We start from the raw sequence: 24,996 nt of genomic DNA on the forward strand, positions 1-24,996 counted from the left end.
TTTTATTACTCCCTGGTTCCAAGTGCTACGTCCTGAAGCCATGCCAAAATGGGAGCGGCTACCGTTTCTGGATGAAATACCAGATTGAAATGGTCACCGGGCGTTTCGATGTAAGATTCTGTAGGTACGCGCAGAATGTTGTCAGGTCGGGTATGAATGCGCAGATCAGGGGTTGCCGGCAGAATGGCGTGTGGGGCCAGTAGTACCCGTAACTGCTGGTAGATGTAGCGCCGGGGCAGACTTACCATGTTACCGACAAGCATTTTGTGGAGCAATCGTGACTCGTCGAACGGGTAACGCTTTAACGCGTAGTTGGACAGCCACCGGCTCTGCACCAGGCCTGCATAGACGAGTAGCCTCAACAGCTTGACGTTCCGGCTAAACGCAACTACTTTCTTCACGTCTGTATACGATGAGATGAGCACCGCTTTACTGCCGGTTTGCGCCTTTAGGTTTGCCGCAATCCAGCCCCCCATCGAGTGCCCGATAACAATATCATCAGCCCCAATCTGGTATGTGTGGGCCAGGTAAGCAGCCAGCGTCGATACATTAACGGTACTGTCGACCGGATTCCAACGGGCAAAATCATCCTGTAAATTCAGCTTCACTACCGACTCAGCAGGCAACAGCGGAGCCAGCTTGTCAAAGATGGTCGGATTTTCGACGTATCCATGAATATAAAGTAGCCGGGGCATAAAGTTGATCCAGGTTTTAGTGGCTTAAAGTACACGTTTTTACGGCGGCGCTGCAAGGTGACAACGCGATCAATTGTTATGGTACCGTTACGAAAATGGACTTATCTGGTTGAACCCTAACAGATTCATAATCGCTGATCAATATGTACGTCATAAAGGCAAACGACTTTTGTGGCAAGACAACCGACTATGAATCGCCGGAACCTGATTAAGCAGGTGAGTGCCGGTATGGCCACTTTGGCCACGCCAACGCTCGCCGCACACGCTACCTCCCTTTGCACCGATCAATGCGTATCGGCCGGAACGTCTCCTTTACAAGCTCACCCGCCCAACCGTTCACTGCGCATCGCCCACCTTACCGACATACATATGCAGTCGGTCGTAGGGGCCGCCAAGGGCTTTGCCCGCTGCCTGCACCACGCTCAAAATCTGACCTCACCTCCAGACTTGCTCATCAACGGAGGCGATGCTATCATGGAAGGGCACGGGCGAAGCCGCAACAGCGTCGAACGGCAGTGGGCACTCTATAGGGATGTCCTGAAACAGGACAACAGCTTACCCATCTTGAGTTGCGTGGGTAATCATGATATCTGGTGCCGCGAAGAAACTGCCATCGGCCTGGCCGACGGCCGCAAATGGGCGATGGATGAGTTGGCGCTCTCCCGGCCGTATTACAGCCTCGACCGCAACGGCTGGCATCTCATCATTCTCGACAGCGTGCAGGCCAACGCTGACGGAAGCTGGTACACCGCTCACCTTGATGAAGCCCAGTACGACTGGCTCGCCGCCGATTTGCGCGCAACACCCGCCCATGTGCCTGTGCTCGTGGTGACCCACATCCCAATTCTGGCCGCCTGCGTCTTTTTCGATGGAAAACGCTACGAAGGCCAAACCTGGAACGTACCTGGCCGCTGGATGCATGCCGACGCACGGCGATTGGTTGACCTGTTTGATACACACCCTAACGTGAAAGCGTGCCTGAGCGGCCATATTCACCTTACCGACCGCGTTGATTACAATGGCGTTAGTTACTACTGCAACGGAGCGGTAAGCGGTGCCTGGTGGTTTGGAACCTATCAGCACACGGCCGCCGGCTATGCCCTGGTCGATCTATACGACGACGGTACGGTACAGAATCAGTACGTTGCTTATCGGTAGGAAACTCTGGCTTTGCCTACCTTCGTGGCGATAATTCCATTCGTTCATGAAAGCCATTCTTTGGGGGCTGCTTACGCTGTCTCTACCCACTTTTGCTCAGCTTCCGCTTCCCGCCCTTATTCCTCAACCCCAGTCTGTTCAGGTTGGTATTGGCCGGTTCACGATCACGCCGCAAACGCAACTGGCCGTATTGACGCCCGTTGCAGAAGTTCGCCAACTGGTGCAAACAAGTTTGCCTGGTCTCCGGATCAACGACCTGGCCAAACCCACCAATAACATCACCGTTCGGCTGGCACCCGTAGCCAACATCGGCCGTGAAGGGTACGAACTGGTAGTCTCAGCAACGGGTATCCGGCTTACGGCACCCGAAGCGGCAGGCCTTTTTTATGGGCTGCAAACCCTCCGGCAACTGCTACCCGCCGACCGCGAACGGCCTGATTTTCGTTTTACAGGTACGTCTGCTGCTACGGCGAAAGGCAATTCCATCCCGGCTGTTACCATTCGCGACCAACCCCGGTTTGGCTGGCGCGGTATGATGCTCGACGTGAGCCGCTCGTTTTTTACGAAAGAATACGTTAAGCGGTTCATCGATCTGATGGCGCGGTACAAATACAATGTGTTTCACTGGCACCTGACCGATGATCAAGGCTGGCGGGTCGAGATTAAGTCGCTGCCTCGCCTGACGCAGGTTGGCGCCTGGCGTGCCCCCCGTACCGGCCGCTGGACCAATCGCGAAAACCCTGTTCCGGGCGAAGCGCAAAGTTATGGCGGTTTCTACACACAGGACGAGATTCGCGAGGTGGTGCAGTACGCAGCCGCGCGGCAGATCATGATCGTGCCCGAGATCGACATGCCGGGCCATATGCTGGCGGCTATTGCGGCCTACCCCAACCTGACATGTAGCGGTAAGGTGGTACCGATCTACCCCAACGGTAAATTCTATAAGTTAGAAGATAACAACCTGAACCCCTGTAGCGACAGCACGTACCTGTTTGTCGATAAGGTGTTGACCGAAATAGCCCAGTTGTTTCCCGGCCCGTATATCCACGTCGGTGGCGACGAAGCTTACAAAGGGTTCTGGGAACAATGCGCCGCCTGCAAGCCACTAATGGCGGCCAACAACCTGAAGAACGTTGAGGAGCTACAAAGCTATTTCATCCGGCGGGTCGAGAAGATTGTGCAGAGCAAAGGCAAACGGCTGATCGGCTGGGACGAGATTCTGGAAGGCGGCCTGGCGCCTAACGCAACCGTAATGAGCTGGCGGGGGATGAAAGGCGGTATCGCCGCCGCCAAACAGGGGCGCCCGGTGATTATGACCCCCTACCAGAACTGCTACGTCGATTTGTATCAGGGTGACCAGTCGGCCGAACCCAGTACGTATGGGTTATGTCTGCTTAGCAGTTCATACGCCTTTGAACCGGTGCCCGACAGCGTGCGGGCCGAGTTGATCCTAGGCGGACAAGCCAACCTCTGGACGGAGTCGGTACCCACCACGCGCCATGCCGAATATATGGTGTGGCCCCGCGCGTTTGCTATTGCCGAGGTATTATGGTCGCCGAAAGGCACGCGCAACTGGCCCGATTTTATTCGCCGGGTTGAGAGCCATTTTACGCGGTTCGATGCGGCGGGAATTAATTACAGCCGCAGTTACCTGAATCCATTTGTCACCGTGCAACGGCAGGCCACGGGCATCCTCGAAATCCTGATCAGCCATGAATTAATGGGTATCGACCTGTACTACACCACCGATAATACCATTCCCGATACCATGTCGCCACGGTACGTACAGCCGTTTGTCTTTCCTAAGGGAGCCGATCGGCTGCGCGTTGCGGCCTACCGCGAAGGTAAACCCATTGGGCGTCAGCTCGATATTCCGCTTACCGATCTGGCCGCACGCGCCAGGTAACCAAATTAGTCTGCCCTAGGAACGTACCCAGGCAACCTCTTACCAATAATTAACGTACCTGCATCGGCACAGATGCGGTCTCAATTAGTATCCAATTCATATCAGCCATGTCTGTAACAATAGCGCCTCTTTCCGACAGTTTACCCCAGTTCATTGAGCAACAAAATCCGTCATCGCTGGCGGTGATCGTCGATAACCACACGGCCAAACACTGTTATCCGCTGGTGAAACCGCTACTACCTAAACATACCCTGATCCGGATTCCGGCGGGCGAAGGGCATAAGCACCTGGCTACCTGCGAAACCATCTGGGGTGCCTTGACCAAGGCCAGCTTCGACCGCCACGGCCTGGTGCTCAACCTGGGTGGTGGCGTCATTGGGGACATGGGCGGGTTTTGCGCGGCTACGTACAAACGCGGTATCGCCTTTGCTCAATTACCCACAACCTTGCTTTCGCAAGTTGACGCCAGCGTAGGTGGCAAGCTTGGGATCGATTTTCAGGGGTTGAAAAACCACATCGGCGTTTTCCAGCTACCCAACGCGGTATTGATCGACACAGCATTTCTGGGTACGCTGCCCGAGCGGGAATTGCGGTCGGGTTTTGCCGAAGTGATCAAGCACTGCCTCATCGCCGATGCCGACGAGTGGGCCCGTATTCGTCGCTACGACCTCGAAGACCTTGACTGGAGCCGAACCGTAGCGCATTCGGTAGCGATCAAAGAACGGGTAGTGGCTGAGGATCCGACCGAAAAAGGACTTCGAAAGATTTTAAACTTCGGGCACACGCTGGGGCACGCCGTTGAAACGCATTTCCTCGACCGCCCAAAAGGTCGCCTGTTGCACGGTGAAGCCATTGCTGCGGGCATGGTCATGGAGGCGTACCTGAGTTTTCAGCTGGGTATGATTGACGAATCCTTGCTAGAGCAAATCGAGGAATATCTTTTTGCCGTATATGGTCGTGTCACGCTTAACAATGAGGATATGGAGCCGATTATTGCCCATACGCTTCAGGACAAAAAAAATCGGGCCGGCCAGGTACGTATGGCGCTGATTAATGGACCGGGGCAATGCACCTATGATATTCCGGTCAGTAAACTATTCATGCGCCAAGCGCTTGATTACTATCGGGGTTAATAAATTATCAATTCACCACGTTATTGCTTGGAACGCCAAACAATAGTTGGTAGATTGCTGTTGAAAGCGTACATCATTTTCTTCACTTGAACTTAATAATAATCTGAACTAACAACATTTACACGTATAATTATGAGCAGATTTTTCGGCTTGTTCGTTGCGCTGGCTCTGGCCGGTTTTAGCATGGTATGCTGTTCGCCGGGAGGCAACCAGCTGTTTGTTGAACATGATTACAGCTATGAAGGCCACTTCAAAGACTACAAATCATTCAACTTCCTGGAGTGCGAGTTCATTGACTCAACCTTGCTCTGCTCCGATATTCAGGATGCCATTCGGCACCAGATGGAGGCCCGGGGATACCGGGTTAGCAACCGCACTCCGAATCTGCTCGTTTCATACAACATTTTCCGCAGCGACCTACGGTTTCGCGGCTATCAGCAACCCGTTATCAAAGATTGGGTCGTTCGCGAAGATGACGACGCTACATACAAACGCGTTGACTACAACCTAGATGAAGGCACGCTGATGATCTCACTCATTGACGCCGAAACGTACCAGGTGATCTGGAAAGGCTACGCCTCGAAGATGATGCGAAATGCCAACTTCAAGAACAATTACTTCAAGGGCATTGTCCGCTCCATATTTGACCAGTACCCGCTGATGGCAACCAACAGCGAGAATACGGGTTACGGGAGGTAGCCATTGCGCTACCAAGTCAGAATACGGCTATTGGCTGACAACCTGCTAAAACTAGTTTGAGGTCTGTCGTTTGATGGTCGCGCTACTGGTCATCCAAAAGGTGATTTAGTAGTGCGACCATCAAACGACAGACCTCAAACTAGTTTTAGTTGCTCATGGATGTAGCACCAAACCCAATTTTCACCGGGTTCGGCCGAAGATATCACCGGGTGATTGGTTGCCAGAAAATGCTTTGTTGCGTGCTTGTTGGGCGATGAATCGCAACAGTGCGTTTGCCCGCAAACCTGGCAGGTACGAAGGTGTACCCATGAATCGCCGGTTTTTACACACTCCTCACACACGTAGGTCCGGGTCGGTTTTATCTCTACAAGTGTGGTTAGCTCATCACATTGTTTCTGACGTACCATAGCTCGTTTACCAGTTATGATTGCCCCGCATCGTCATCGTTTCAATGCCAGCAGCGCAACGTTAACCCCTGAACAATAAACCTCAAACTCGTTTCTACTGTTTGGGCTTCGTTTGCTGACCGTTAGGTCCTGTTTTCAGCGGATCTTTGCTAGGGCCCTCAGCCGTTTTGTTCCGCTTTGCGGCATCACTATACGATCCTTCTTTCTGACCCCGCTCAGTTACCGATACGTTTCGCGCACCGGGCGACGTCTGTCCATTAGTGCCCGTTTTGCTGGCGCTACCCGCCTGCCCGGCAGCCGACGCCTGATTCTGTTTAGCATCCTGCTCTAACACCGCAGCACGACTTTTGGGTTGAACTGACCGTACCGTTTTTACACCCGTACCTGGTGCACCACCAGCCGATGGGGCACTAGCCGTCCCCTCAGATGTACTCCCTTGGGTTTGAACGGGCTTTGTTCCGGCCGATCCGGTATTACCATTACGCGTGCCGGTTCCTTTTGGTTTTGTACGAGCCGAAGCTGTTCCTGCTTCGGGGGCCATTGTTCCCGCAGAAGTGGTGGTCCCACCGCCAGTTGCACCCGATGACCCTGGCTTATCGCCACCAGCTGGTGGCGGATTGCTGGGTGATGTAGGTGACAGGTTCGAATTACCTGACCGCGAAACGCCATCCTTCATTTTTTCACTGCCCCGCGTACCAACATCTGTGCCTCCCTTTCGGTCGAGCCCCTCACGCGAAGAGGTGTTCCGCTGCGTAGATGGCGTTGCGTTTCCGTTGGTTGGCGTTCGTGACTGGGTTTGGGCAAAGCCAGTTGTAGCGAGGCAAACGGCCAGCGCGATACTGGCTATCCATTGCTTTTTCATATCGTTAAGTCTTATAAAGCGATAGTCAATTAACCCATAGACTTACTAGTATGTTTAACCCAGCAGGAGCGACTCTCCCCCATCGATCCAGACGGGTGTACCAGTGATATGGCTGGCCCGATCAGAAGCGAGGAAAAGGACCAGATCAGCTACTTGCTCAGACGTACCTGGCTTACCATCAGTGAGTGGGATCTCTCCTTCCGGAAACTCGGCGGGTTCTGTAATGGCTTCCAGATTCCGGTGTTGCGTATTGTCGTCAATCTCCGTATCGATCGCACCAGGGCAAACTACGTTCACCCGAATCTTGTGCTTTGCCAATTCGAGCGCGATGAGTTGTGTGAAAGCCACCTGCGCCGCTTTGGTACTCGAATAAGCCGTTGAGCCGGTGTTGGTGAATATGCGCGTGCCATTGACGGAGGCTGTAATGATGATGGCCCCACCCTGCCGTTTTAGTAGTGGTACGCCGAAATGCACCGTCATATAGGTTCCGGTCAGGTTGATGTCGATCGTTTTGCGCCATTCCTCCGGCGTTAGTTCGTCGATGGGTGCCCACACGCCATTGATACCGGCGTTGGCAAAGATGATATCGAGCCGACCGAATCGCTTCTCAAGCTGCTCATACACCCGCTTCATATCCTCTTCGCTGGAAATGTCGGCGGTTAGGGCCAAGCCCTGGCTACCAGCTTTTTCAACCTCCCGAATGGTTTCGTCCACTTCGTCCTGGGTGCGGCTAATGGCCACTATATTGGCCCCTGCCTTTGCCATCAACACAGCCGCTGCCTTGCCAATGCCCGACCCGGCGCCCGTAATCAGGGCTACTTTTCCTACCAATTCGTTCTCGTTCATACCCATTTTTTAGTTAAATAAGCTGCGTGTCCGGTAAAAGGTTAGGAAGTGTTAGCCACGGGGCCATCAGAGGCGATAGCGGCTGTTTGAGGCCCGGTCGGTTCGGTATAATTAGAATGCCTTACTCCGTGTCTTATCAGGCTACATTCGCCGCCAAGTGGCAGCGCCACGTACCTGACTCCAGGCTGAAGGCGGGTACATGGCCCACAACCCAATAAAGTGCATGGCAAATCTTAATCAGTTCGACGCTATTGTGGTTGGGTCGGGCATGAGTGGTGGCTGGGCCGCCAAGGAACTAACCGGAAGCGGACTGCGCACGCTGCTTCTCGAACGGGGGCGAAACGTAATGCACGTCACCGATTACCCTACCGCCAACCTGAATCCCTGGGAGTTTCCGCATCGGGGGCAGGTTACGCTGGAAACCAAGCAGGCCTATTCGGTAGCCAGCCGGAATTACGCCTTCTATGAAGGAAGCGCGCACTTTTACGCCAAAGACAGCGAGAACCCCTACATTCAGGACAAGCCCTACGACTGGATTCAGGGCAATCAGGTGGGCGGGCGCTCATTGCTATGGGGGAGGCAAACCCAGCGCTGGAGTGACTTCGATTTTACAGGCCCCGCGCGGGACGGTTTCGCCGTCGACTGGCCCATCCGCTACGCCGATCTGGCACCGTGGTACAGCTACGTAGAGAAGTTTGCCGGTATTTCGGGAAACCGAGATGGGCTGGCGACCCTTCCCGACGGTGAGTTTTTGCCGCCCCACCAGATGAGCTGCGTTGAAACGTATTTCACGCAGCAGATGAGCCAGAAATTCCCCGATCGTCCCGTTGTAATTGGCCGGGTGGCGCACCTGACAAAGCCGAACCCGATTCATACCAAACAGGGCCGGGCACAGTGCCAGCACCGAACTCTATGCGAGCGGGGCTGCCCGTTTGGTGGCTACTACAGCAGCAATTCGTCGACCATTCCGTGGGCCATGAACACCGGCAAGCTGACCCTCCGGCCCGATTCGGTGGTGCATTCGGTCATATACGATGAGAAGAAGAACCGGGCCACGGGCGTTCGGGTGGTCGATGCGCATACCGGGCAGATGACCGAGTACTACGCCCGTGTGCTGTTTCTCAACGCGTCGGCCCTAAACACCAATAAACTGCTGCTCAACTCTACCTCCAGCCGCTTCCCCGCCGGGCTGGGCAACGATAATGGGCTAATGGGTAAGTTCATGGCGTTTCACAGCTACCGGGGGCGGGTTACTGCTCAGTACGACGGGTTTCCAGACTCAACCACCTGGGGCCGTCGGCCAAACAGCAGTTACATTCCTCGTTTCCGAAACGTGCATAAGCAGGAAACGAGCGGTCCGGCGTCCCGGTTTTTGCGGGGCTATGCGTCAACGTTCAATGCGTCGCGTCCTGCGCAAGTCGATCGCAGCGGGTTCGGGGCCGACCTGAAAGAACGCATGACCAGTTACACGCCCGGCCCGTGGCAGGTATCGTCGGGCATGATGGGCGAGACAATTCCGAAAGAAGTCAGCACCGTCCGGCTAGACCCAACCTTAACCGACCACTGGGGCGTACCGCTGTTGCGAGTGTCGGTGGCGTACGATGATAACGACGAAAAAATGCTCCACGATTTTTGGGAACAATTATCCGAGATGTATGATCAGGCTGGGTTCACAAACATCAAAACGCACGACACCGGCCGACTACCGGGCAGCGAAAACCACGAGATGGGCGGCGTACGCATGGGCCGAGACCCGAAAACGTCGCTGCTGAATAAGTGGAATCAGCTACACGCCTGCAAAAACGTGTTTGTGACTGACGGTGCCTGCATGGCGTCGACCTCAACCCAAAACCCGTCGCTTACCTACATGGCCCTAACCGCCCGCGCCGCCAACTACGCCGTGAGGCAGTTGAAACGGGGGGATTTATAGTTGGCAGAGCAGCGTTGTTTCTCGGTGTAGGTTGCTGACGTACTGCTTATTCTACTTTCGCGTGGCTTCTCGTTTGTGGCCCTGAGCCTGTCGGGAACGCCTGAGCGAAGGGCCACAAACGAGAAGCAGTATATAGCACTTAGCTACCCCCACAAATAAACAAACTGACGAGCGCCTCGAGGCAATTAAAGATACCCTCACAGCACTATTTGTGCATTCCGGGTACGTTCCAGGGGTGCACTATCCTTTCCAATATGGATTGCAGCGCATGGACAAACCTGAAGTAGCACGTTGCCCTTGATATGACACACGTTGATTTGGTTTTATCGCAGAGCCAAGTAGCTAGAAGGCAACCATGACACCAATAGCTATCAGTGCCAGACCCACCACGTGGTGGCTACTTTTAGGGGCGATTTCCATTCCTCTTTTTCAATTTAACAGTCGACCGGTTCACAAACCGTCATATCCGAACAGACGGTAATGAGTTATTGCGCCACGTAATTGCAGTATGCGCCTACTTGACATCTACCTGTCAGGCTGGTCACGCTGTGCCATAGCTAGTTGCAGCACCTCCACAAGCTGCTCAATGGGAAAATCCTGTTCAGGGTCGATGAACAAAACTTTAATCTGTGTACGGTTACCCTGCTCCAGGGCCGGATGCGCCAGTTTGTTACCATTGACAACGCCGATGTAAGGCTTATTGTACTTTTTATGCGTAGCCGACAGATAGAAGAGGTAGCGCCCTTTGTAATCAAAAAAAGGAGTATTCCATTTCCAGGACGTAGTCAGGTATTCACTTTGGGCAAGAATCAGATCGCGAAGCGCCAGCAAACAGCTTCGTGTTGCCTCAGGCAGGGTTGCATAAAAATTGTCAAGGGCGTTCATGACGTCAAGTTAGGGATGCCCGATATTCAATTACTGCGAGAACGCTGACCACTACGATCTCGACCACAAAATACGCAACGCCCAGCGGAGTCAGTTGAGCGTAGTGGGTAACGATCAGGCCGGCAGTGACGCAGCAATAGAGCAGGTTGGCCACCGCAATAACGCGCAGAAATGACCTCCAGCCAATGCCAACAAACAGAAAACAGCAGCCTGAATAGATCGCGAACAATACTGCCGGTATGGAAAGCATCACCAGCGTCTGCTCCGGCATTCCAAACAGGTATTTAAGCGGCCGCAATACAGCGAGCAACGAAATACTAGTCAACAAAGCCCCGAGGCCATCGACAAGAAACAATCGCTTTGGAGTCATTATGAGCTTGTTAACCATTCGCTCTGGTAACATGACGAATAAAATTGCATCTGGCAAAGTAGTAATTTACCTTCCCAACGTCATTAATAAAGGCATTAGCCAGACGCATATGATCCGTAATCTGCTGTGCTTATCCTTGCTGGTAACCTACCCAGGCCTGCTGTTTGGCAAACGAACCAGTACTGTGCTGCCGATCATAACTCATTTTCCTCAACCATGAACCAACCAACACGCCGTGAGGCCATCAAAACTGCGCTTATTGGCGGACTGGCAACGCTGGGTACGTTGTCCGCTTTTGCCGCTAAAAAACCACAGCTTTCGTTCTCCACGCTGGGTTGTCCGACCTGGGATTTGGCAACCATTCTGGACGTGGCAGCGAAGTCGGGGTACCAGGCGGTTGAGTTTCGGGGGTTGCAGGGTGAATTGGATTTACCCAAAAGCCCAGCATTCAATACAGCGAGCCGCGCAAAGGAGACACATACCCAGTTTGCCGATCGCGGGCTCCACATTTGTAACCTGGGCTCATCGGCTCAATTGCATCATGCCGACGCCGCAAAGCGCCGCAAAAACCTGGATGATGCCCGCCGGTTTATCGAGCTGGCTCACCAACTCGACTGCCCATTTGTGCGGGTATTCCCCGATTCGCTCCCGACCGATCAGAACCGCGACGACACGCTACGCCTTATCAGCGACGGGTTGCTGGAACTAGGTACGTATGCCAAAGGCAGTTCAGTAACAGTGCTGCTCGAATCGCATGGCGAGCTGACTCGCAGCAACATGCTGGTTCAGATCATGCAGGCGGCTAAACATCCGAACGTGGGTCTTATCTGGGATATCGTAAATATGTGGGCCGATGCGTCGGAAGCACCCGCAGCTGTGTATCAGAAGCTAAAGCCCTACATTCGGCATGTTCACGTGAAGGATGTCCGTATCGTTGCGGGTAAGCATCAATACGTGCAGATCGGTCAGGGCGAGGCTCCACTTCGCGCTGCCATCGACGCCCTGAAAGCCGGTAGCTACGATGGCTATTACAGTTTTGAATGGGAGAAACTTTGGCATCCCGAAATCGAGGACCCGGAACGAGTCATTCCGCAGTATCCCGCCGCCATAAAGGCTTACTTCTAGTTATAGAGCTAGTACGTGGATTCTGAGATTGAACTGGAAGCCACTGTCAGTCAGATCCGCGTCGTCAACGCATAACTAACTGCCCTTTTGGTGGCGATTCAGCGGGTTGGCTATATTTGCTTGATTCACTTCTCGTTTCTCCGTTCATGCAGACAGGTCAGGATCATGACGAATCTATGTTGTGGCACCGCTTCCAAGCAGGCGACAGCGACGCGCTTGGTGAATTAATGGCCAACCATTACGCGACCCTGCTACGCTACGGAACGCGTTTTACGCGCGACACGGACTGTATTCGCGACTGCATGCAGGATGTGTTTGTTGAATTGTGGAATCGCCGCGATACCCTGCGTTCGCTTGGCGCGGGCCAGGTAAAAACCTACCTGATGACCGTCCTGCGCCGGTTGCTTCATGAACAATACCTGAATCAAAGCCGGTTCAGCTTTCTCAGCGTTGACGATGATGCGTTGCCATTGTCCGCTTCCTTTTCACCCGAAGATCAGCTCATCAGCGCCGAGATGAACACGAGCAATGCCGACCGGATCCGACAGTTGGTTAGCCGGTTGCCGCAACGGGCCAAAGAGGCCATTCACCTGCGCTTCTTCGACAACCTGGATCGGCAGGCAGTAGCCCAAATCATGGGTATCTCCGAGCAGTCGGTGTCAAATCTGTTGCAGGAGGCCTTCCGGTTATTGCGTCAGCAAACAAGTACCGAGCAGTTCTGGATGGTACTGCTTCCGCTGTTTTTGGCTTAAAACAGGGTTAAGCAATTTTTTTTCATCTTTTTTTCATAAATACCCAGTATCAGCAGCGGCTTTTTCCCTAACGGAGAATGAACCTTGCTGCTATGCCTGATTATTCTACTTTCTCCGCCGAAGACTTCGCATCCGACCCAGCCTTTCAGACCTGGGTTAATACGCCTACGTCGGACACCAACGCCTTTTGGCACGACTGGGTACAGGCCCATCCCGATCAGGCAGCCAATATTGGGCTGGCCCGGCAGGTGGTGCTAAACCTGCACGCAACGTACCCACCGATTCCCCAGCAGCAGATAGATCACGACATTGCCCGGCTGCTGGAACGGGTACGTCGGCAAAGTAGCCCGCCATTCCAGGTCACCCGCTCGCTGGGGTACCGCTACTGGGTGGCGGCGGCTTCGGTTGTGCTGGCACTGGGAGTTGGCTGGTTCGTGACCCAGAAAACAAACCTCATTCGACCCACGTCGATCGAATTACAGACCATCAATGGTGAACCTGTTTATCAAAACGAAGCCGACGGTCCCCTCCCGGTCACCCTCCCCGATGGCAGCATCGTTACCCTGTCGGCCAGGTCGACCCTGCGGTATACAGCGGCTTTTGGCCAGAAAACCCGCGATGTGACGTTGACCGGACAGGCGTTCTTCAGTGTAACCCGTAACGAAAAGGTGCCATTCCGGGTCTTCACCGATGAGCTTGTTACGCAGGTACTCGGCACCAGTTTCCGCGTCAGCGCCTATCCCGAAGATCGCCGGTCAACTGTGACGGTACGCACCGGTAAAGTAGCTGTATACGCCCGGGCAGAAAGCGAAAACCCGCTCAAACGCACTGTACTCTCGCTTACGCCTAACCAGGTAGCCGAATACAGCCGGAAGTCTCATGTACTTCATAAAACCTTGACCATCCACCCGGTGCCGGTCAACAACGTACCGGCCGCCGATGCCTTTGTTTTCGATGAAACGCCCATCAACGACGTGTTTCGGCGACTCGAAGAAACGTATGGTATCCAGATTAAGTACGATGCCAACCTGCTCCGCGACTGCGCGCTCACGGCCTCGTTGGGCAACGAAAATTTGAATCAGAAACTGACGCTCATCTGCAAAGGCATCGAAGGCCGCTACCAAATCGTAGACGGTACAATCATCATTCAATCAACTGGTTGCCGGTAAGCATCGGCCTGGCCAGCAACTGACTTTCCTTATTTCTTCTCCTAACTTCTCTCCTCGTATGAAACACGGTTTTACGTATTCACGAATCACTGTTACGCAGTTTTTTGTGTTCTTCCTCTTCGCGATCACCGGGTATGCCGCCCCCGGGGTGGCTCAGGAACTTCTGGAACGGCGCGTCAATATCAGCCTCGAACACGCACCTTTGAAACGCGTGCTGACAGAACTCAGTCAGGTAGCCGATGTGAAATTTGTGTTCAACTCCAAGTTGATCCCCGCCGACGAAAAAACATCGCTCGTTGCCCGTAATGAACGCCTTGAAGACGTTCTGATCCGACTGCTAAAGCCTCGCAATATTCAGTTTGAAGTAGCGGGCAGGCAGATTATTTTCTCCCGTCCAGGCCCTCAGCCACTTCCGTTGGCCGTGCCTAAACAAACCAGCGACAATACCACAGCCCCAGCCGCCGCGGATGTGCCGGTGACGGGCCGGGTGCTCGACGAAAAAGGCGTGGGTCTGCCGGGGGTAAGCGTAGTGGTGAAAGGCACGAACCGGGGCGCAAACACCGACGCCAACGGCCAGTTCCGCATCGACGCTCCCAGCGCCAGCAGCATTCTGGTGTTTAGCTTTCTGGGTTACGTAAAGCAGGAAATCACCGTTGGCAACCAGTCGAACCTGACCATTAATCTGGCCCCCGACGACCAGACCCTGAATGAAGTGGTAGTGGTGGGTTTTAGTACACAGCGCCGGGCTACGCTGACTGGTTCGCTGGCCACTATTACAACCCGCGACCTTCAGCAAAGCCCCACCGCGAACCTCACCAATGCACTGGCAGGGCGATTACCGGGTCTGTTTGCCAATCAGTTTGCCGGTGGCGAACCGGGTGTCGACCGCAGTAATATCCTGATCCGGGGTACAGGTACGTATGGCAACCAGGCCCCCATTGTGATCATCGACGGGCTGGAACGGAGCATGGACTACCTCGCTCCCTCTGAAATTGAAACATTTACGATCCTGAAAGATGCCTCCTCAACGGCTCCTTTCGGTGTGCGTGGTGCCAACGGCGTTATCCTGATCACAACCAAACGCGGCAAAGCCCAGGACAAAGCCCAGGTAAATTTCAAATCGTCGTATGGCGTCAACAGCCCCATCAAATTCCCAACGTACCTGGGGTCGGCCGACTATGCGCAGCTTTACAACGAAGCCATCCTGAACAACAACCCGGGCGTGAATCCATCCACTTTGAACCTGTTTTCAGATCAGGCCATCGACAGCTTTCGCCGGGCAAAAGGGGATAACTCGGATGGACTGGGCTATAACTGGGATTACTTCGATTTCGCGTTTAAACCGGGTGCCCAGCAGGATCATAGCCTGAGCATCAGCGGCGGAACACCGCAGGCCCGCTACTTTGTACTGGCCAATTACTTCAATCAGGATGGCAACTATAAGTACACCGATCTGGGTGCTTACAACACGCAGGCCGTTTTTAAACGCTACAACTTCCGCTCGAATATCGACATCGATATCACCAAGAATTTCTACGCCCGCCTCGACCTGGGTGCCCGCATCACCGACCGGAACGCACCCGGCACCACGGCGGCCCGGATCATCGAAACGGCCAATACGCAGCCTTCGTATTTACCGATCGTATTGCCCGCCAATGATAACGTAGCCAACCGGCAATCGGTGGTTAACAACCCACTTGGAATGCTGTTTGGCGACCAGATTTACCGGTTCAATATTCTGGGCGAACTGAGCCGTACCGGCTTTCTCAACGAAAAGAACACGTACCTGAACGGGTCGTTCATCCTGGGCCACCAGCTTGACTTTATCACGCCTGGCCTGAAAATAGAGGGTCTGTTTGGTTACGACGCATCGCAGGGCATTTGGGTAAACCGCATTGTAGGTACCTACGCCGAGGGCTATCGCGAATATCCGGGCTATGCCACCCTGCAACCTGAAAATGGCATCGACGTATACCGCACGCCGGGCATTTATACGGGCAAATACAAGCGGGGCAACAAGTATGACATTGACCAGACAGTTGGCAACAACGCAACCCGTAACCCTAGCGACACCCGCTCATATACGCAGGTTAAACTCGAGTATCAACGCAACTTCGGCAACCATAGCGTAACCGGACTGGTATTGGGCAACCGCTCGAAACGCGAAATCGATAACCAGGTTCCTTTTACGTATGAAGGGCTAACCAGCCGCGTAACCTATGGCTACGACGACCGGTACCTGTTTGAGCTCAATGCGGCTTACAACGGCTCGGAGAACTTCGCCAAAGGGCAGCGGTACGGTTTCTTCCCGGCCGTGTCGGCGGGTTGGGTAATCTCGCGTGAGCCATTCATGTCGAATGCGCCCTGGGTAAACTCCCTGAAGATCAGAGCATCGCACGGGCTGGTGGGCAGCGACCGAATTCCAGGCGACCGGCGTTTTGTGTACCTGCAATATTTCTCCGGGGGTAGCGATTATCAGTTTGGCACCGACAACTTTGGCTCCGGCGCCGGTGGCGGTCTGCGCGAAGGTGCACTGGCCAATCAGGACCTGACCTGGGAGAAAGCCCGCAAAACCAACATCGGTATCGACGCTACCTTATTCAAGAACTTGACCCTGACCGTCGATGTGTTCAACGAGCACCGCTACGACATCATCACTGATCTGGCCGGTGGCGATAAGCTGGGCTTCCCCAACATTGTGGGTAAAGCGGCCCCCCTCATCAACTCAGGCATCGTTGATAACCGGGGGATAGACTTGGAAATTGGCTGGTCAGGCAAATTAGGCCGTGATTTCAGCTATTACCTGAAGCCCAACCTGACCTTTGCCCGCAACAAAATTCTGTTCCAGAACGAAATCCCCTACGCCACTCCCGGACGGGCACAGACGGGTCGTCGGATTGGCGAGCATTTCGATTATATCGTCGATCACTTCGTACGGGATGCAACGGAAGCGGCGGAGTTGAACGCCCGTAACAACGGGGCAGGATTTCAACCCTGGGGACGGCTTATTCCCGGCGATGTGGTGTATCGGGATCTCAACGGCGATGGTGTCATCAACGATCTGGGCGACCGGACCGCCATTGGCAACCCCCGTAACCCCGAATTGATGTTTGGTATTCCGATGGGTTTCCGCTTCAAAGGCATCGATTTCAGTATGCTATTTCAGGGAGCTACGCTGGCGTCGGTTCAGTTGAGTGGGGCCGCCGTATATGACTTCCCCCTATTCTCGCAGGATAAATACGGCAAGGTGAAGCCCATGCACCTCAACCGCTGGACACCCGCCACCGCCGCTACAGCAACGTACCCGGCCCTGCACTTCGGCGAGTATACCAACAACAAAAACCCCAACAGCAGCCTGTTCCTCTACGATTCGCAGTACCTCCGCCTGAAAACAATTGAGGTAGGATATAACCTACCTAAAAACCTGATCCGTTTTGCCGGCCTTCAGAGCTTCCGTATTTACGCACAGGGCCTGAATATGCTTACCTGGGACAAGCTGAAAGACGCTGACCTCGACCCCGAAATCCGGGAGGGCAACGGCGACTGGTACCCCGTACAGAAGGTGTACAACTTCGGCATCGACGTAACTTTTTAACTGCTCACAAACTATGAAACGCAATACCCTGCTGTCTACCCTGTCTGTAGTGGCTCTCTGCCTTCTACTGATTTCGTGCGACGATAAATTTCTGGATAGGCGTCCTGACGATCAGATCGATTCAGAGCAGACCTTTACCCGCTATGTAAAGACCAACCAGTTGGTAACCGATCTGTATGCGCAGATCAAAAGCGCCAACCGTCCCTTAGTATTCTTCAACCACTTCTCGTCGGCTTCCATGGCCGATGAAGCAGAGGGTTCGAACGTAGAAGGCGGTATCACCAATAAATTCAATTCCGGCGACTGGGGTCCTGCTGCCCTCCCCGACCGCAGCAGCACCGGCCAGTACTGGGCCGACCTGTATGCCAAAATCAGGCAGACGAACGTGTTTCTGGAGGGCGTCCGGAAATACAACACCCCCGACAATCCACTTCAGGAAGGTGATTTGTCGCGCCGAATTGGCGAGGTTTATTTTATGCGGGCGTACCTGCATTACCTGGCCGCCCGCATGCACGGCGAGATTGTTTACCTCGACCGGGTTGTGCAGGCTGGTGATGAGTTGGGGTTCAGAAAAGAGTCGTTTCATACCTCAATGAACAAGATTGCCAAAGACTGCGATTCGGCATTTGCCCGCGTACCTGCCTCCTGGAGCGGAGCCGATTTTGGCCGGATTGACAAAGGAGCCTGCCTAGGCATGAAAGCGATAGCCCGCTGGATGGAGGCCACTCCACTCTGGAACGGAGGTCAACTGGCTGGAGATACGCGCGTGTTTGCCGGTGAGTATACCTACAGTCAGGCGCGTTGGGCAGCGGCCCGCGATGCAGCGAAAGCGGTACTCGATTTCAAGGTAGACGGAGCGCAGCCTCGCTACCGCCTTTACACAGGCCATGACGCCACCGATTTCAAAGATGACGCCGGCACCAACAATAACAACTCGAAAGTACCGGCCCGCCTCTGGGATTTGTACCACAGCATGGATGCTTATCTGCAGGAAAGCGTGTTTTTCGTCACCAGAGATAAAGACAACAACTGGCAGGGAGACATGTATCCCCCAAGTTGGGGCGGCAGTGCGCGGCAGGTTCCTATTCAGGAGCAGGTTGACGAGTACGAGTACATCGCGCCAAACGGCTTTGGCTATCCGGTTTACCACGCCCGCGCCACCGGTGATGGCTATGACGATGGCAACCCCTACGAGAGCGTAAAACGCGACCCGCGTTTTTACCGCGACGTTGTGTATCATGGCTCAACGTTCAAGGGCAAGGTCATCAATACCGCTGAAGGGTCTGACCGGGTTGGTGCCACCAACTCGTCTACAACAGGCTATTTCCTCCGGAAGATTCTGCGCGAATCATGGAACCGCGATAAAAGCTTCGCCATCAACGGCCCACCAATCTGGCGGTTGCCGGAGTTTATCTACATCTACGCCGAGGGCGTGAATGAAACCACGGGCCCCAACGCCGAGATTGCCGCGCTGATCAATCAGGTACGTGCCCGCTCGTTTATGGCCCCCATTCCGACCGAGGCTGCCAGTAGTAAAGCCTTGATGAACGAATACATTCAGCGCGAACGCCGGGTCGAATTATTCTACGAAAACAACCGCGTCTGGACCACGCGGCTTTACATGGAACCCAGCGCAGCCCCCGAACTGGCCAAAGAGCAGGCCTGGCAGGCAGCCGGTACGTCCAATGATGAACGTTCGCAAAAATTTTGGCCCTACCCAAAAACGCAGCGCATGGCCAATGGCATGAAACCGGTGGAAGACCCCAATGGTAAGATTGTGGTGAATGGCAAGAAATACCGGATGCAGCGGTTCTACCTCGAAAACCGCGTGTTTCTGGCCCCACGCCACTACTTGTTTCCGATCATGCAAAGCGAACTGCAACGTACCCCCACTTTAGTACAAAATCCAGGCTGGTAGATTGTAAAACTGGCTAGTACCGGAAACCCGTTGAGCAAGTGTTGCCCAACGGGTTTTTTGTGTACTGATCTAAGCAATTAATGCCCGGAGAACGGTAGTCATGGCCGCTGGTTCCGCTTTGAGTAGGAAAAACTGTGGCGATCTGACATTGTGAAGCCCGAACAGGCAATTCTCCTCTACCCCGTCGCCACGAAGGGGTATCTTTGGGAGATCGCTTCCCACACCTCAACACATACGCCAACTCTAGCTAACTGCTCTCTTTTTCTTATGCGCTTCCTGATTACACTAAGTGTCCTTTTCTTCATACTGATCTCTGTCCAGACGGCAGTTGCTGCCATCATCGAAATCCCAATCGAAACCAACCGAACGGCCCTTGTGCTACGCGTTGACAACGAGGGCCACTTGGTGATTATCCATCATGGCAAACGGCTACAGCAGGCCAGCGAATACAGCCGATTACGGGGCATCACCTACCTGAACGAAGGCTACTCGGAGTTTTACAACGCCGCTTACACGCCCGCTGGCTCACGTAATTTGCTCGAACCAGCCATTCAGGCAACCCACGCCGACGGGAACCCCTCGCTCGATCTGGTGTATGTGCGGCACGAAACAAAACCCGCCGGCCAGGGGCAGACGCTGACTACAGTTCTGCTGAAAGACCCGCAGTATCCATTCGAGGTCACGCTAAACTTCCGGGCCTATCAGAACGAAGACGTGCTGGAAAGCTGGTCGACGATTCGGCATACCGAAAAGAAGGCCGTCCGGTTGCAGAAGTATGCTTCGGCCAACCTGTATCTGTCGGCGCAGCAGTACTACCTGACGCATTACCACGGCAACTGGGCCAGCGAGGTACGTCCCGAAGAAACGCAGCTAACGGCCGGCATGAAGGTGCTTGACAGTAAACTGGGTACCCGCGCGCAGATGTTGCAGGCCCCTATGTTTATGCTTGCGCTGAACCAGCCCGCGCAGGAAGAGCAGGGTGAGGTGCTGGCAGGTACGTTGGCGTGGTCGGGTAATTTTCAGTTCGCGTTTGAACTAGACCCATATCACAACGTTCGGGTGCTGGCGGGTATCAACCCCTATGCCTCAGAATACACCCTCGAACCCGGCCGCGACTTTGTGACACCGGCGCTGGTGTACACCTTCTCGACGCAAGGCACCGGCGGGGCTAGCCGTAGCCTGCACCGGTGGGCCCGCAATCACCGTATTCCGCAAGGAAACGGCGACCGGCTCACCCTGCTCAACAACTGGGAGGCCACCCAATTCGATTTCGACGAGCCAAAACTGGTCGACCTCTTCAAAGATGGCAAGAAGCTTGGCGTCGATCTGTTTCTGCTCGACGATGGCTGGTTTGGCAATACTTTCCCACGCAACAATGACCGGGCGGGCCTGGGCGACTGGCAGGAGAACAGGGCTAAACTTCCCCACGGAATTGGCTACCTCGTGAAAGAAGCCGAAGCAGCCGGCGTCAAATTCGGTATTTGGATTGAACCAGAAATGGTAAACCCCAAAAGCGACCTGTACACGAAACATCCTGACTGGGTCATTAAACTACCTAACCGCGAGAATGCTGTTTTTCGCAATCAGCAGGTGCTCGATTTATCGAATCCGGCTGTTCAGGAGTTTGTTTATGGCGTGGTAGACGGGCTGTTCACCAACAACCCAAAACTGGCGTACATTAAGTGGGATTGCAATGCGGTAATCTACAATGCCTACTCATCGGTCAATCCGGCGCATCATCTGTATGTCGATTACGTGCGGGGGCTGTATACCGTGCTGGACCGGCTCCGGGCCAAGTACCCAACCGTACCGATGATGCTCTGCTCGGGCGGCGGCGCGCGGGTCGATTATGGGGCGCTGAAGTATTTCACCGAGTTCTGGCCCAGCGATAACACCAGCCCCAGCGAGCGGATTTTCATCCAGTACAATTATTCGATGTTTTTCCCCGCCATTGCCACCTGCAACCACATCACCAACTGGAGCAACGTACCCATCAAGTTCCGCACCGACGTAGCGATGATGGGCAAAATGGGATACGACCTGGTAGTGGGTCATATGAAACCCGACGAATTGACCTTCAGCCAGCAGGCACTCAAAAACTACGAACGACTGAAACCCGCCATCTATCACGGCGACTTGTACCGGCTTCAGGCCCCCTACGCCAACGACGTATCCTCGATGTTATACGTCAGCGAAAAGCAGGACAAAGCCGTACTCTTTTCGTACCTGATGAGCAACCGTTTTAAAGCGGGAAGTGAGCTGCCACCTATCCGACTACGTGGCCTGCAACCCGACAAACGCTATACCGTACAGGAAATAAACCTGATGCCCGGCACCAAATCGCCTATCGATAGCACCATCAGCTATTCCGGCGATTTCCTGATGACAGTGGGCCTAAACCCCGCCGTAAACGACCGCCGCACCAGCGTTGTACTCGAAATAACCGAGACAGGGCGGTGATAGAAAGGTGGTTGTAAACGTGCTGCTAACAAAAGTGATGGCCGTTTCTCCACTTTGAAACCCCGCAGGGGTGATATGTTGCTGGAAACTGCCTTCTAGTAACACATCACCCCTGTAGAGTTTTGACGCAGATGACCATTCATAACTTTCTCTACTGGTCTTTCTTCACGTCAGCGTGTTGCAAAATGAACAGTTAGGGAGTTCAGGACAGACTATACAGCGTACGGCCGGTGGAACTTTACGCACCCGGTGCGGATTCAACAGACGGATACAACCTTCAGTGAGGAACTGCTTGATTTGAACACGTCTACACCTTCTAACGTACCGGAGTCAACGCCCCCCGCAGGATTACCTCGTCGGCTTAGTTTAATACAGGGAACGGCCCTGAACATGATCGACATGGTCGGGATCGGGCCATTTGTTGTGCTGCCACTAGTGATGAAATCCATTGGTGGACCGCATTTCCTGCTGGCCTGGGCGCTGGGGGCGCTGATTTCCATTATCGACGCGCTGGTCTGGTCAGAGTTAGGAGCGGCCTTTCCACAGGCTGGGGGCAGCTACCAGTTTCTGAAGATTTCGTACGGAGACCAGAAATGGGGCAAGTTGCTTTCGTTTCTTTATGTCTGGCAAACGCTCATTCAGGCCCCGCTTGTGGTGGCATCGGGTGCCATCGGTTTTGCTCAATATGCCTCTTACCTCTACCCGCTCGACGAAGTCACGCGACGGATCGTTTCCGGAACAGTGGTCTTACTCGTCATTGCGCTGCTCTACCGCCGCATCGATGGCATTGGCCGCATCAGTGTACTACTCTGGCTGTGCGTCCTGGGCACAATGGGCTGGCTCATCGTAGGTGGTTTGTACTACGGAACCCGTTCGGTAGGTACGTTGCTCAGCGATGCCTGGACGTCGGCTGAAACCGTTTCGCCCACCGTGCTGGCGGCTTCTATTGGTGTGGCGTCGGTGAAGACAATCTACTGTTACCTGGGCTATTACAACATCTGTCACCTCGGCGGCGAAATTCAGAAACCAGAGCGAAATATTCCGCTAAGCATGTTTCTGTCGGTGATTGGCATTGCCATATTGTATGGATTGCTGAACCTGAGCGTTGCCAGCGTGTTGCCGTTCGAAAAAGCGGCCAACAGTCCGTTTATTGTCAGTACGATGGTCGAAGCTCTGTATGGCAGTGGGGCAGCACGGTTTGCGACCCTGTTAGTGCTGGTTGTAGCCTTTTCGTCGCTCTTTGCCGTACTTCTCGGCTATTCGCGCGTCCCCTATGCGGCGGCGGCCGACGGGCAGTTTTTCAGCATGTTTGCGAAGCTCCATCCTACCCGCGAATTCCCGTACATCTCGCTTATTTTCCTAGGCGGCCTAGCATTCATCTTTAGCCTGCTGTTCAAACTGGCTAACGTTATTACCGCAATCCTGGCTATGCGGGTTGTTGTTCAGTTTATTGGTCAGGCGGTGGGTTTACTTTTACTTCATCGAAAACGCACCGCCGATGGCCAGCCAGCCGTCCATTTTCCGTTCCGAATGCCGCTTTATCCATTACCCGTTATTCTGGTCATTGCCGTTTGGGGGTATATCTTCTATTCGACCGGAACCACGTACATGCTTTCTGGTATGACCGTTACGGCGTTAGGGACAATCGCCTACCTACTCGTCGCGAAAGCCAGGAGATGGTGGCCCTTTCGCTGACCGTTTAGTTTCCGCCAAAACGCGATTCTGCTCCAGCACGCCTGACTTGTAGGACGAGCGCACCTGCTACGCCAACGTTGCTATCTTCTACCATAAGTATAATTATCTCCCCTCTTGTTGATATACTGTTGTAACAGACTATGCATCTATGCATCTTTGTATACACCTGTTTATAACATAGTTATCAAGACCATATACACCGTTAATTCTTTTTGATGGGACTCTTACGTTTTTTGCTGGCGTTGGCAGTAGTAGCCGGTCATTGCGATTCAGGATTAGGTATAAAATTTATGAACGGCCAGATTGCGGTGCAGTCCTTCTATATTATTTCGGGTTTCTACATATCATTAATACTGAACGAAAAATACGTACATCAGCCTAACGCGTACTGGCTGTTCATTAGTAACAGACTTCTCCGTTTGTTTCCGCTGTACTGGGCTGTTTTACTGGCTACCTTTCTGTTTTCAATTACGTTTTCGATCGTCTCTCATAGTCACGACAATCCTGCATTAGCCGTTTACTCCACTGTACAGTTCAACCCCTTTTCCTTGGTCGCGCTCATCTTAAGCAACATTTTCATTATTGGGCAGGATCTCATCATGTTTATGGGAATTAACCCTGAAGACGGACATTTCTTCCTGACTGCTAATTTCTGGGGTACCAAGCCGCCTCTGCACTCGTTTCTGCTGGTGCCGCAGGCCTGGACATTAGCATTAGAACTCATGTTTTACGCGATGGCTCCGTTTTTGGTGCGCCGTGGCTATAAATCGATTCTTCTATTCGTTGCCGGGTCACTTGCTATACGGCTACTTCTGTATACCCAGTTAGGCCTGACAAATGACCCCTGGACGTATCGCTTTTTCCCAAATGAGATTATGTTCTTCCTGCTCGGTACGCTGTCCTATAAGCTGTTTGTTGAACTACGTAATAGGCCCGTTCAGAAAAACAGGCAGCTTGGGCTGTACCTTATCGTTATTACCCTAACCAGCCTATATGCCTTCATTCCCGCTGGCCGATTTGAGTCCTTTCCTTTTTCAATTAGAGAGGTTGCTTATTTCGCCCTGCTGATCGGCACGATTCCTTACCTCTTCATGCTGTCGAACCGATATGCTGCCGACAGTCATATTGGCGAACTATCCTTTCCAATCTACATTACTCATATACTGATTATTCTGGTCATTCATAAGGTGCACCTGCCCTGGCTTAATCAGGGGTGGATTATTGTCCTTATTACCATAGCAGCGTCGTATCTACTCAACCGATTTGTATCGATACCCGTCGAGAAAATCCGGCAGGCAAGGGTGGCAAAACCCGCTGCTCTTTAAACGAAACGCGCTCAGCAAGCGCAACAGAAGCGACGTATCATTGGCCACAAAAAAAGCAGACCCATT

The 24,996-nt window shown here is 53.6% G+C and carries 20 protein-coding genes; 14 read left to right on the forward strand and 6 right to left on the reverse strand.

The window, feature by feature from the left end:
- Positions 1-5: 5 nt before the first annotated feature.
- Positions 6-695, reverse strand: coding sequence for an alpha/beta fold hydrolase (locus F7231_RS08130; protein WP_085412008.1), 690 nt, complete (start codon positions 693-695; stop codon positions 6-8).
- A gap of 189 nt (positions 696-884) precedes the next feature.
- On the opposite strand from F7231_RS08130, the gene F7231_RS08135 reads away from it, so the two are divergent.
- The 4 genes from F7231_RS08135 (at position 885) to F7231_RS08150 (ending at position 5,591) form a co-directional block, all read left to right on the forward strand.
- A complete protein-coding gene (locus F7231_RS08135) occupies positions 885-1,853 on the forward strand; it encodes a metallophosphoesterase family protein (protein WP_166691530.1) in 969 nt (322 codons plus the stop codon).
- Between the two features lie 46 nt (positions 1,854-1,899).
- Positions 1,900-3,759 (forward strand): beta-N-acetylhexosaminidase, encoded by a 1,860-nt coding sequence (locus F7231_RS08140; protein ID WP_166691531.1) that lies wholly within the window; start codon positions 1,900-1,902, stop codon positions 3,757-3,759.
- A gap of 107 nt (positions 3,760-3,866) precedes the next feature.
- Positions 3,867-4,892, forward strand: a complete 1,026-nt coding sequence (gene aroB / locus F7231_RS08145) for a 3-dehydroquinate synthase (RefSeq protein ID WP_166691532.1) — start codon at positions 3,867-3,869, stop codon at positions 4,890-4,892.
- A gap of 183 nt (positions 4,893-5,075) precedes the next feature.
- Positions 5,076-5,591, forward strand: coding sequence for a DUF4136 domain-containing protein (locus F7231_RS08150; RefSeq protein ID WP_157510754.1), 516 nt, complete (start codon positions 5,076-5,078; stop codon positions 5,589-5,591).
- A 134-nt stretch (positions 5,592-5,725) separates the two neighbouring features.
- On the opposite strand, the gene F7231_RS08155 is transcribed toward F7231_RS08150, so the two are convergent.
- The 3 genes from F7231_RS08155 to F7231_RS08165 form a co-directional block, all read right to left on the reverse strand.
- A complete protein-coding gene (locus F7231_RS08155; RefSeq protein ID WP_085412003.1) occupies positions 5,726-5,998 on the reverse strand; it encodes a UBP-type zinc finger domain-containing protein in 273 nt (90 codons plus the stop codon).
- Between the two features lie 94 nt (positions 5,999-6,092).
- Entirely contained in the window at positions 6,093-6,860 is a 768-nt protein-coding gene (locus F7231_RS08160; protein WP_085412002.1) for a hypothetical protein, read from the reverse strand.
- Between the two features lie 54 nt (positions 6,861-6,914).
- Positions 6,915-7,706, reverse strand: a complete 792-nt coding sequence (locus F7231_RS08165) for an SDR family oxidoreductase (RefSeq protein ID WP_229365066.1) — start codon at positions 7,704-7,706, stop codon at positions 6,915-6,917.
- 223 nt (positions 7,707-7,929) lie between these two features.
- Between F7231_RS08165 and F7231_RS08170 the strand changes: the two genes are divergently transcribed.
- A complete protein-coding gene (locus tag F7231_RS08170) occupies positions 7,930-9,636 on the forward strand; it encodes a GMC oxidoreductase (RefSeq protein WP_166691533.1) in 1,707 nt (568 codons plus the stop codon).
- A gap of 525 nt (positions 9,637-10,161) precedes the next feature.
- Here the strand turns inward: F7231_RS08170 and F7231_RS08175 are convergent.
- On the reverse strand, positions 10,162-10,521 hold the full coding sequence (locus F7231_RS08175; RefSeq protein ID WP_085411999.1) for a DUF1801 domain-containing protein: 360 nt from the start codon (positions 10,519-10,521) through the stop codon (positions 10,162-10,164).
- Positions 10,522-10,525: 4 nt separating this feature from the next.
- Positions 10,526-10,891: a hypothetical protein gene (locus F7231_RS08180; protein ID WP_166691534.1), complete on the reverse strand. Its 366-nt coding sequence runs from the start codon at positions 10,889-10,891 to the stop codon at positions 10,526-10,528.
- A 31-nt stretch (positions 10,892-10,922) separates the two neighbouring features.
- On the opposite strand from F7231_RS08180, the gene F7231_RS08185 reads away from it, so the two are divergent.
- The 9 genes from F7231_RS08185 to F7231_RS08225 all read left to right on the forward strand — a co-directional run bounded on the left by F7231_RS08185 (position 10,923) and on the right by F7231_RS08225 (position 24,930).
- Positions 10,923-11,111, forward strand: coding sequence for a hypothetical protein (locus tag F7231_RS08185; protein WP_157510578.1), 189 nt, complete (start codon positions 10,923-10,925; stop codon positions 11,109-11,111).
- Positions 11,108-12,016: a sugar phosphate isomerase/epimerase family protein gene (locus F7231_RS08190; protein WP_166691535.1), complete on the forward strand. Its 909-nt coding sequence runs from the start codon at positions 11,108-11,110 to the stop codon at positions 12,014-12,016. The genes F7231_RS08185 and F7231_RS08190 overlap by 4 nt, the downstream gene beginning before the upstream one ends.
- 146 nt (positions 12,017-12,162) lie before the next feature.
- A complete protein-coding gene (locus F7231_RS08195; RefSeq protein WP_166691536.1) occupies positions 12,163-12,768 on the forward strand; it encodes an RNA polymerase sigma factor in 606 nt (201 codons plus the stop codon).
- A 77-nt stretch (positions 12,769-12,845) separates the two neighbouring features.
- Positions 12,846-13,937 (forward strand): FecR family protein, encoded by a 1,092-nt coding sequence (locus F7231_RS08200; protein WP_166691537.1) that lies wholly within the window; start codon positions 12,846-12,848, stop codon positions 13,935-13,937.
- Between the two features lie 58 nt (positions 13,938-13,995).
- Complete coding sequence (locus tag F7231_RS08205; protein WP_166691538.1) at positions 13,996-17,532, forward strand: TonB-dependent receptor; 3,537 nt, start codon at positions 13,996-13,998, stop codon at positions 17,530-17,532.
- 13 nt (positions 17,533-17,545) lie between these two features.
- A complete protein-coding gene (locus F7231_RS08210) occupies positions 17,546-19,450 on the forward strand; it encodes a RagB/SusD family nutrient uptake outer membrane protein (protein ID WP_166691539.1) in 1,905 nt (634 codons plus the stop codon).
- Positions 19,451-19,717: 267 nt separating this feature from the next.
- Positions 19,718-21,910, forward strand: coding sequence for an alpha-galactosidase (locus F7231_RS08215; RefSeq protein ID WP_166691540.1), 2,193 nt, complete (start codon positions 19,718-19,720; stop codon positions 21,908-21,910).
- A gap of 249 nt (positions 21,911-22,159) precedes the next feature.
- Complete coding sequence (locus F7231_RS08220) at positions 22,160-23,605, forward strand: APC family permease (RefSeq protein WP_310589293.1); 1,446 nt, start codon at positions 22,160-22,162, stop codon at positions 23,603-23,605.
- Positions 23,606-23,820: 215 nt separating this feature from the next.
- Positions 23,821-24,930 (forward strand): acyltransferase family protein, encoded by a 1,110-nt coding sequence (locus F7231_RS08225; RefSeq protein WP_166691541.1) that lies wholly within the window; start codon positions 23,821-23,823, stop codon positions 24,928-24,930.
- Positions 24,931-24,996 lie beyond the last annotated feature (66 nt).

This window comes from Fibrivirga algicola (genome assembly GCF_011742925.1).
GTDB classification, from domain to species: domain Bacteria; phylum Bacteroidota; class Bacteroidia; order Cytophagales; family Spirosomataceae; genus Fibrella; species Fibrella algicola.

What these genes read in the sequence shown, in the direction of transcription:
- F7231_RS08130 (WP_085412008.1), bottom strand. Translation starts at nt 695, where the DNA reads ATGCCCCGGCTACTTTATATTCATGGATACGTCGAAAATCCGACCATC.
- F7231_RS08135 (WP_166691530.1), top strand. Translation starts at nt 885, where the DNA reads ATGAATCGCCGGAACCTGATTAAGCAGGTGAGTGCCGGTATGGCCACT.
- F7231_RS08140 (WP_166691531.1), top strand. Translation starts at nt 1,900, where the DNA reads ATGAAAGCCATTCTTTGGGGGCTGCTTACGCTGTCTCTACCCACTTTT.
- aroB (WP_166691532.1), top strand. Translation starts at nt 3,867, where the DNA reads ATGTCTGTAACAATAGCGCCTCTTTCCGACAGTTTACCCCAGTTCATT.
- F7231_RS08150 (WP_157510754.1), top strand. Translation starts at nt 5,076, where the DNA reads ATGGTATGCTGTTCGCCGGGAGGCAACCAGCTGTTTGTTGAACATGAT.
- F7231_RS08155 (WP_085412003.1), bottom strand. Translation starts at nt 5,998, where the DNA reads ATGGTACGTCAGAAACAATGTGATGAGCTAACCACACTTGTAGAGATA.
- F7231_RS08160 (WP_085412002.1), bottom strand. Translation starts at nt 6,860, where the DNA reads ATGAAAAAGCAATGGATAGCCAGTATCGCGCTGGCCGTTTGCCTCGCT.
- F7231_RS08165 (WP_229365066.1), bottom strand. Translation starts at nt 7,706, where the DNA reads ATGAACGAGAACGAATTGGTAGGAAAAGTAGCCCTGATTACGGGCGCC.
- F7231_RS08170 (WP_166691533.1), top strand. Translation starts at nt 7,930, where the DNA reads ATGGCAAATCTTAATCAGTTCGACGCTATTGTGGTTGGGTCGGGCATG.
- F7231_RS08175 (WP_085411999.1), bottom strand. Translation starts at nt 10,521, where the DNA reads ATGAACGCCCTTGACAATTTTTATGCAACCCTGCCTGAGGCAACACGA.
- F7231_RS08180 (WP_166691534.1), bottom strand. Translation starts at nt 10,891, where the DNA reads ATGACTCCAAAGCGATTGTTTCTTGTCGATGGCCTCGGGGCTTTGTTG.
- F7231_RS08185 (WP_157510578.1), top strand. Translation starts at nt 10,923, where the DNA reads ATGACGAATAAAATTGCATCTGGCAAAGTAGTAATTTACCTTCCCAAC.
- F7231_RS08190 (WP_166691535.1), top strand. Translation starts at nt 11,108, where the DNA reads ATGAACCAACCAACACGCCGTGAGGCCATCAAAACTGCGCTTATTGGC.
- F7231_RS08195 (WP_166691536.1), top strand. Translation starts at nt 12,163, where the DNA reads ATGCAGACAGGTCAGGATCATGACGAATCTATGTTGTGGCACCGCTTC.
- F7231_RS08200 (WP_166691537.1), top strand. Translation starts at nt 12,846, where the DNA reads ATGAACCTTGCTGCTATGCCTGATTATTCTACTTTCTCCGCCGAAGAC.
- F7231_RS08205 (WP_166691538.1), top strand. Translation starts at nt 13,996, where the DNA reads ATGAAACACGGTTTTACGTATTCACGAATCACTGTTACGCAGTTTTTT.
- F7231_RS08210 (WP_166691539.1), top strand. Translation starts at nt 17,546, where the DNA reads ATGAAACGCAATACCCTGCTGTCTACCCTGTCTGTAGTGGCTCTCTGC.
- F7231_RS08215 (WP_166691540.1), top strand. Translation starts at nt 19,718, where the DNA reads ATGCGCTTCCTGATTACACTAAGTGTCCTTTTCTTCATACTGATCTCT.
- F7231_RS08225 (WP_166691541.1), top strand. Translation starts at nt 23,821, where the DNA reads ATGGGACTCTTACGTTTTTTGCTGGCGTTGGCAGTAGTAGCCGGTCAT.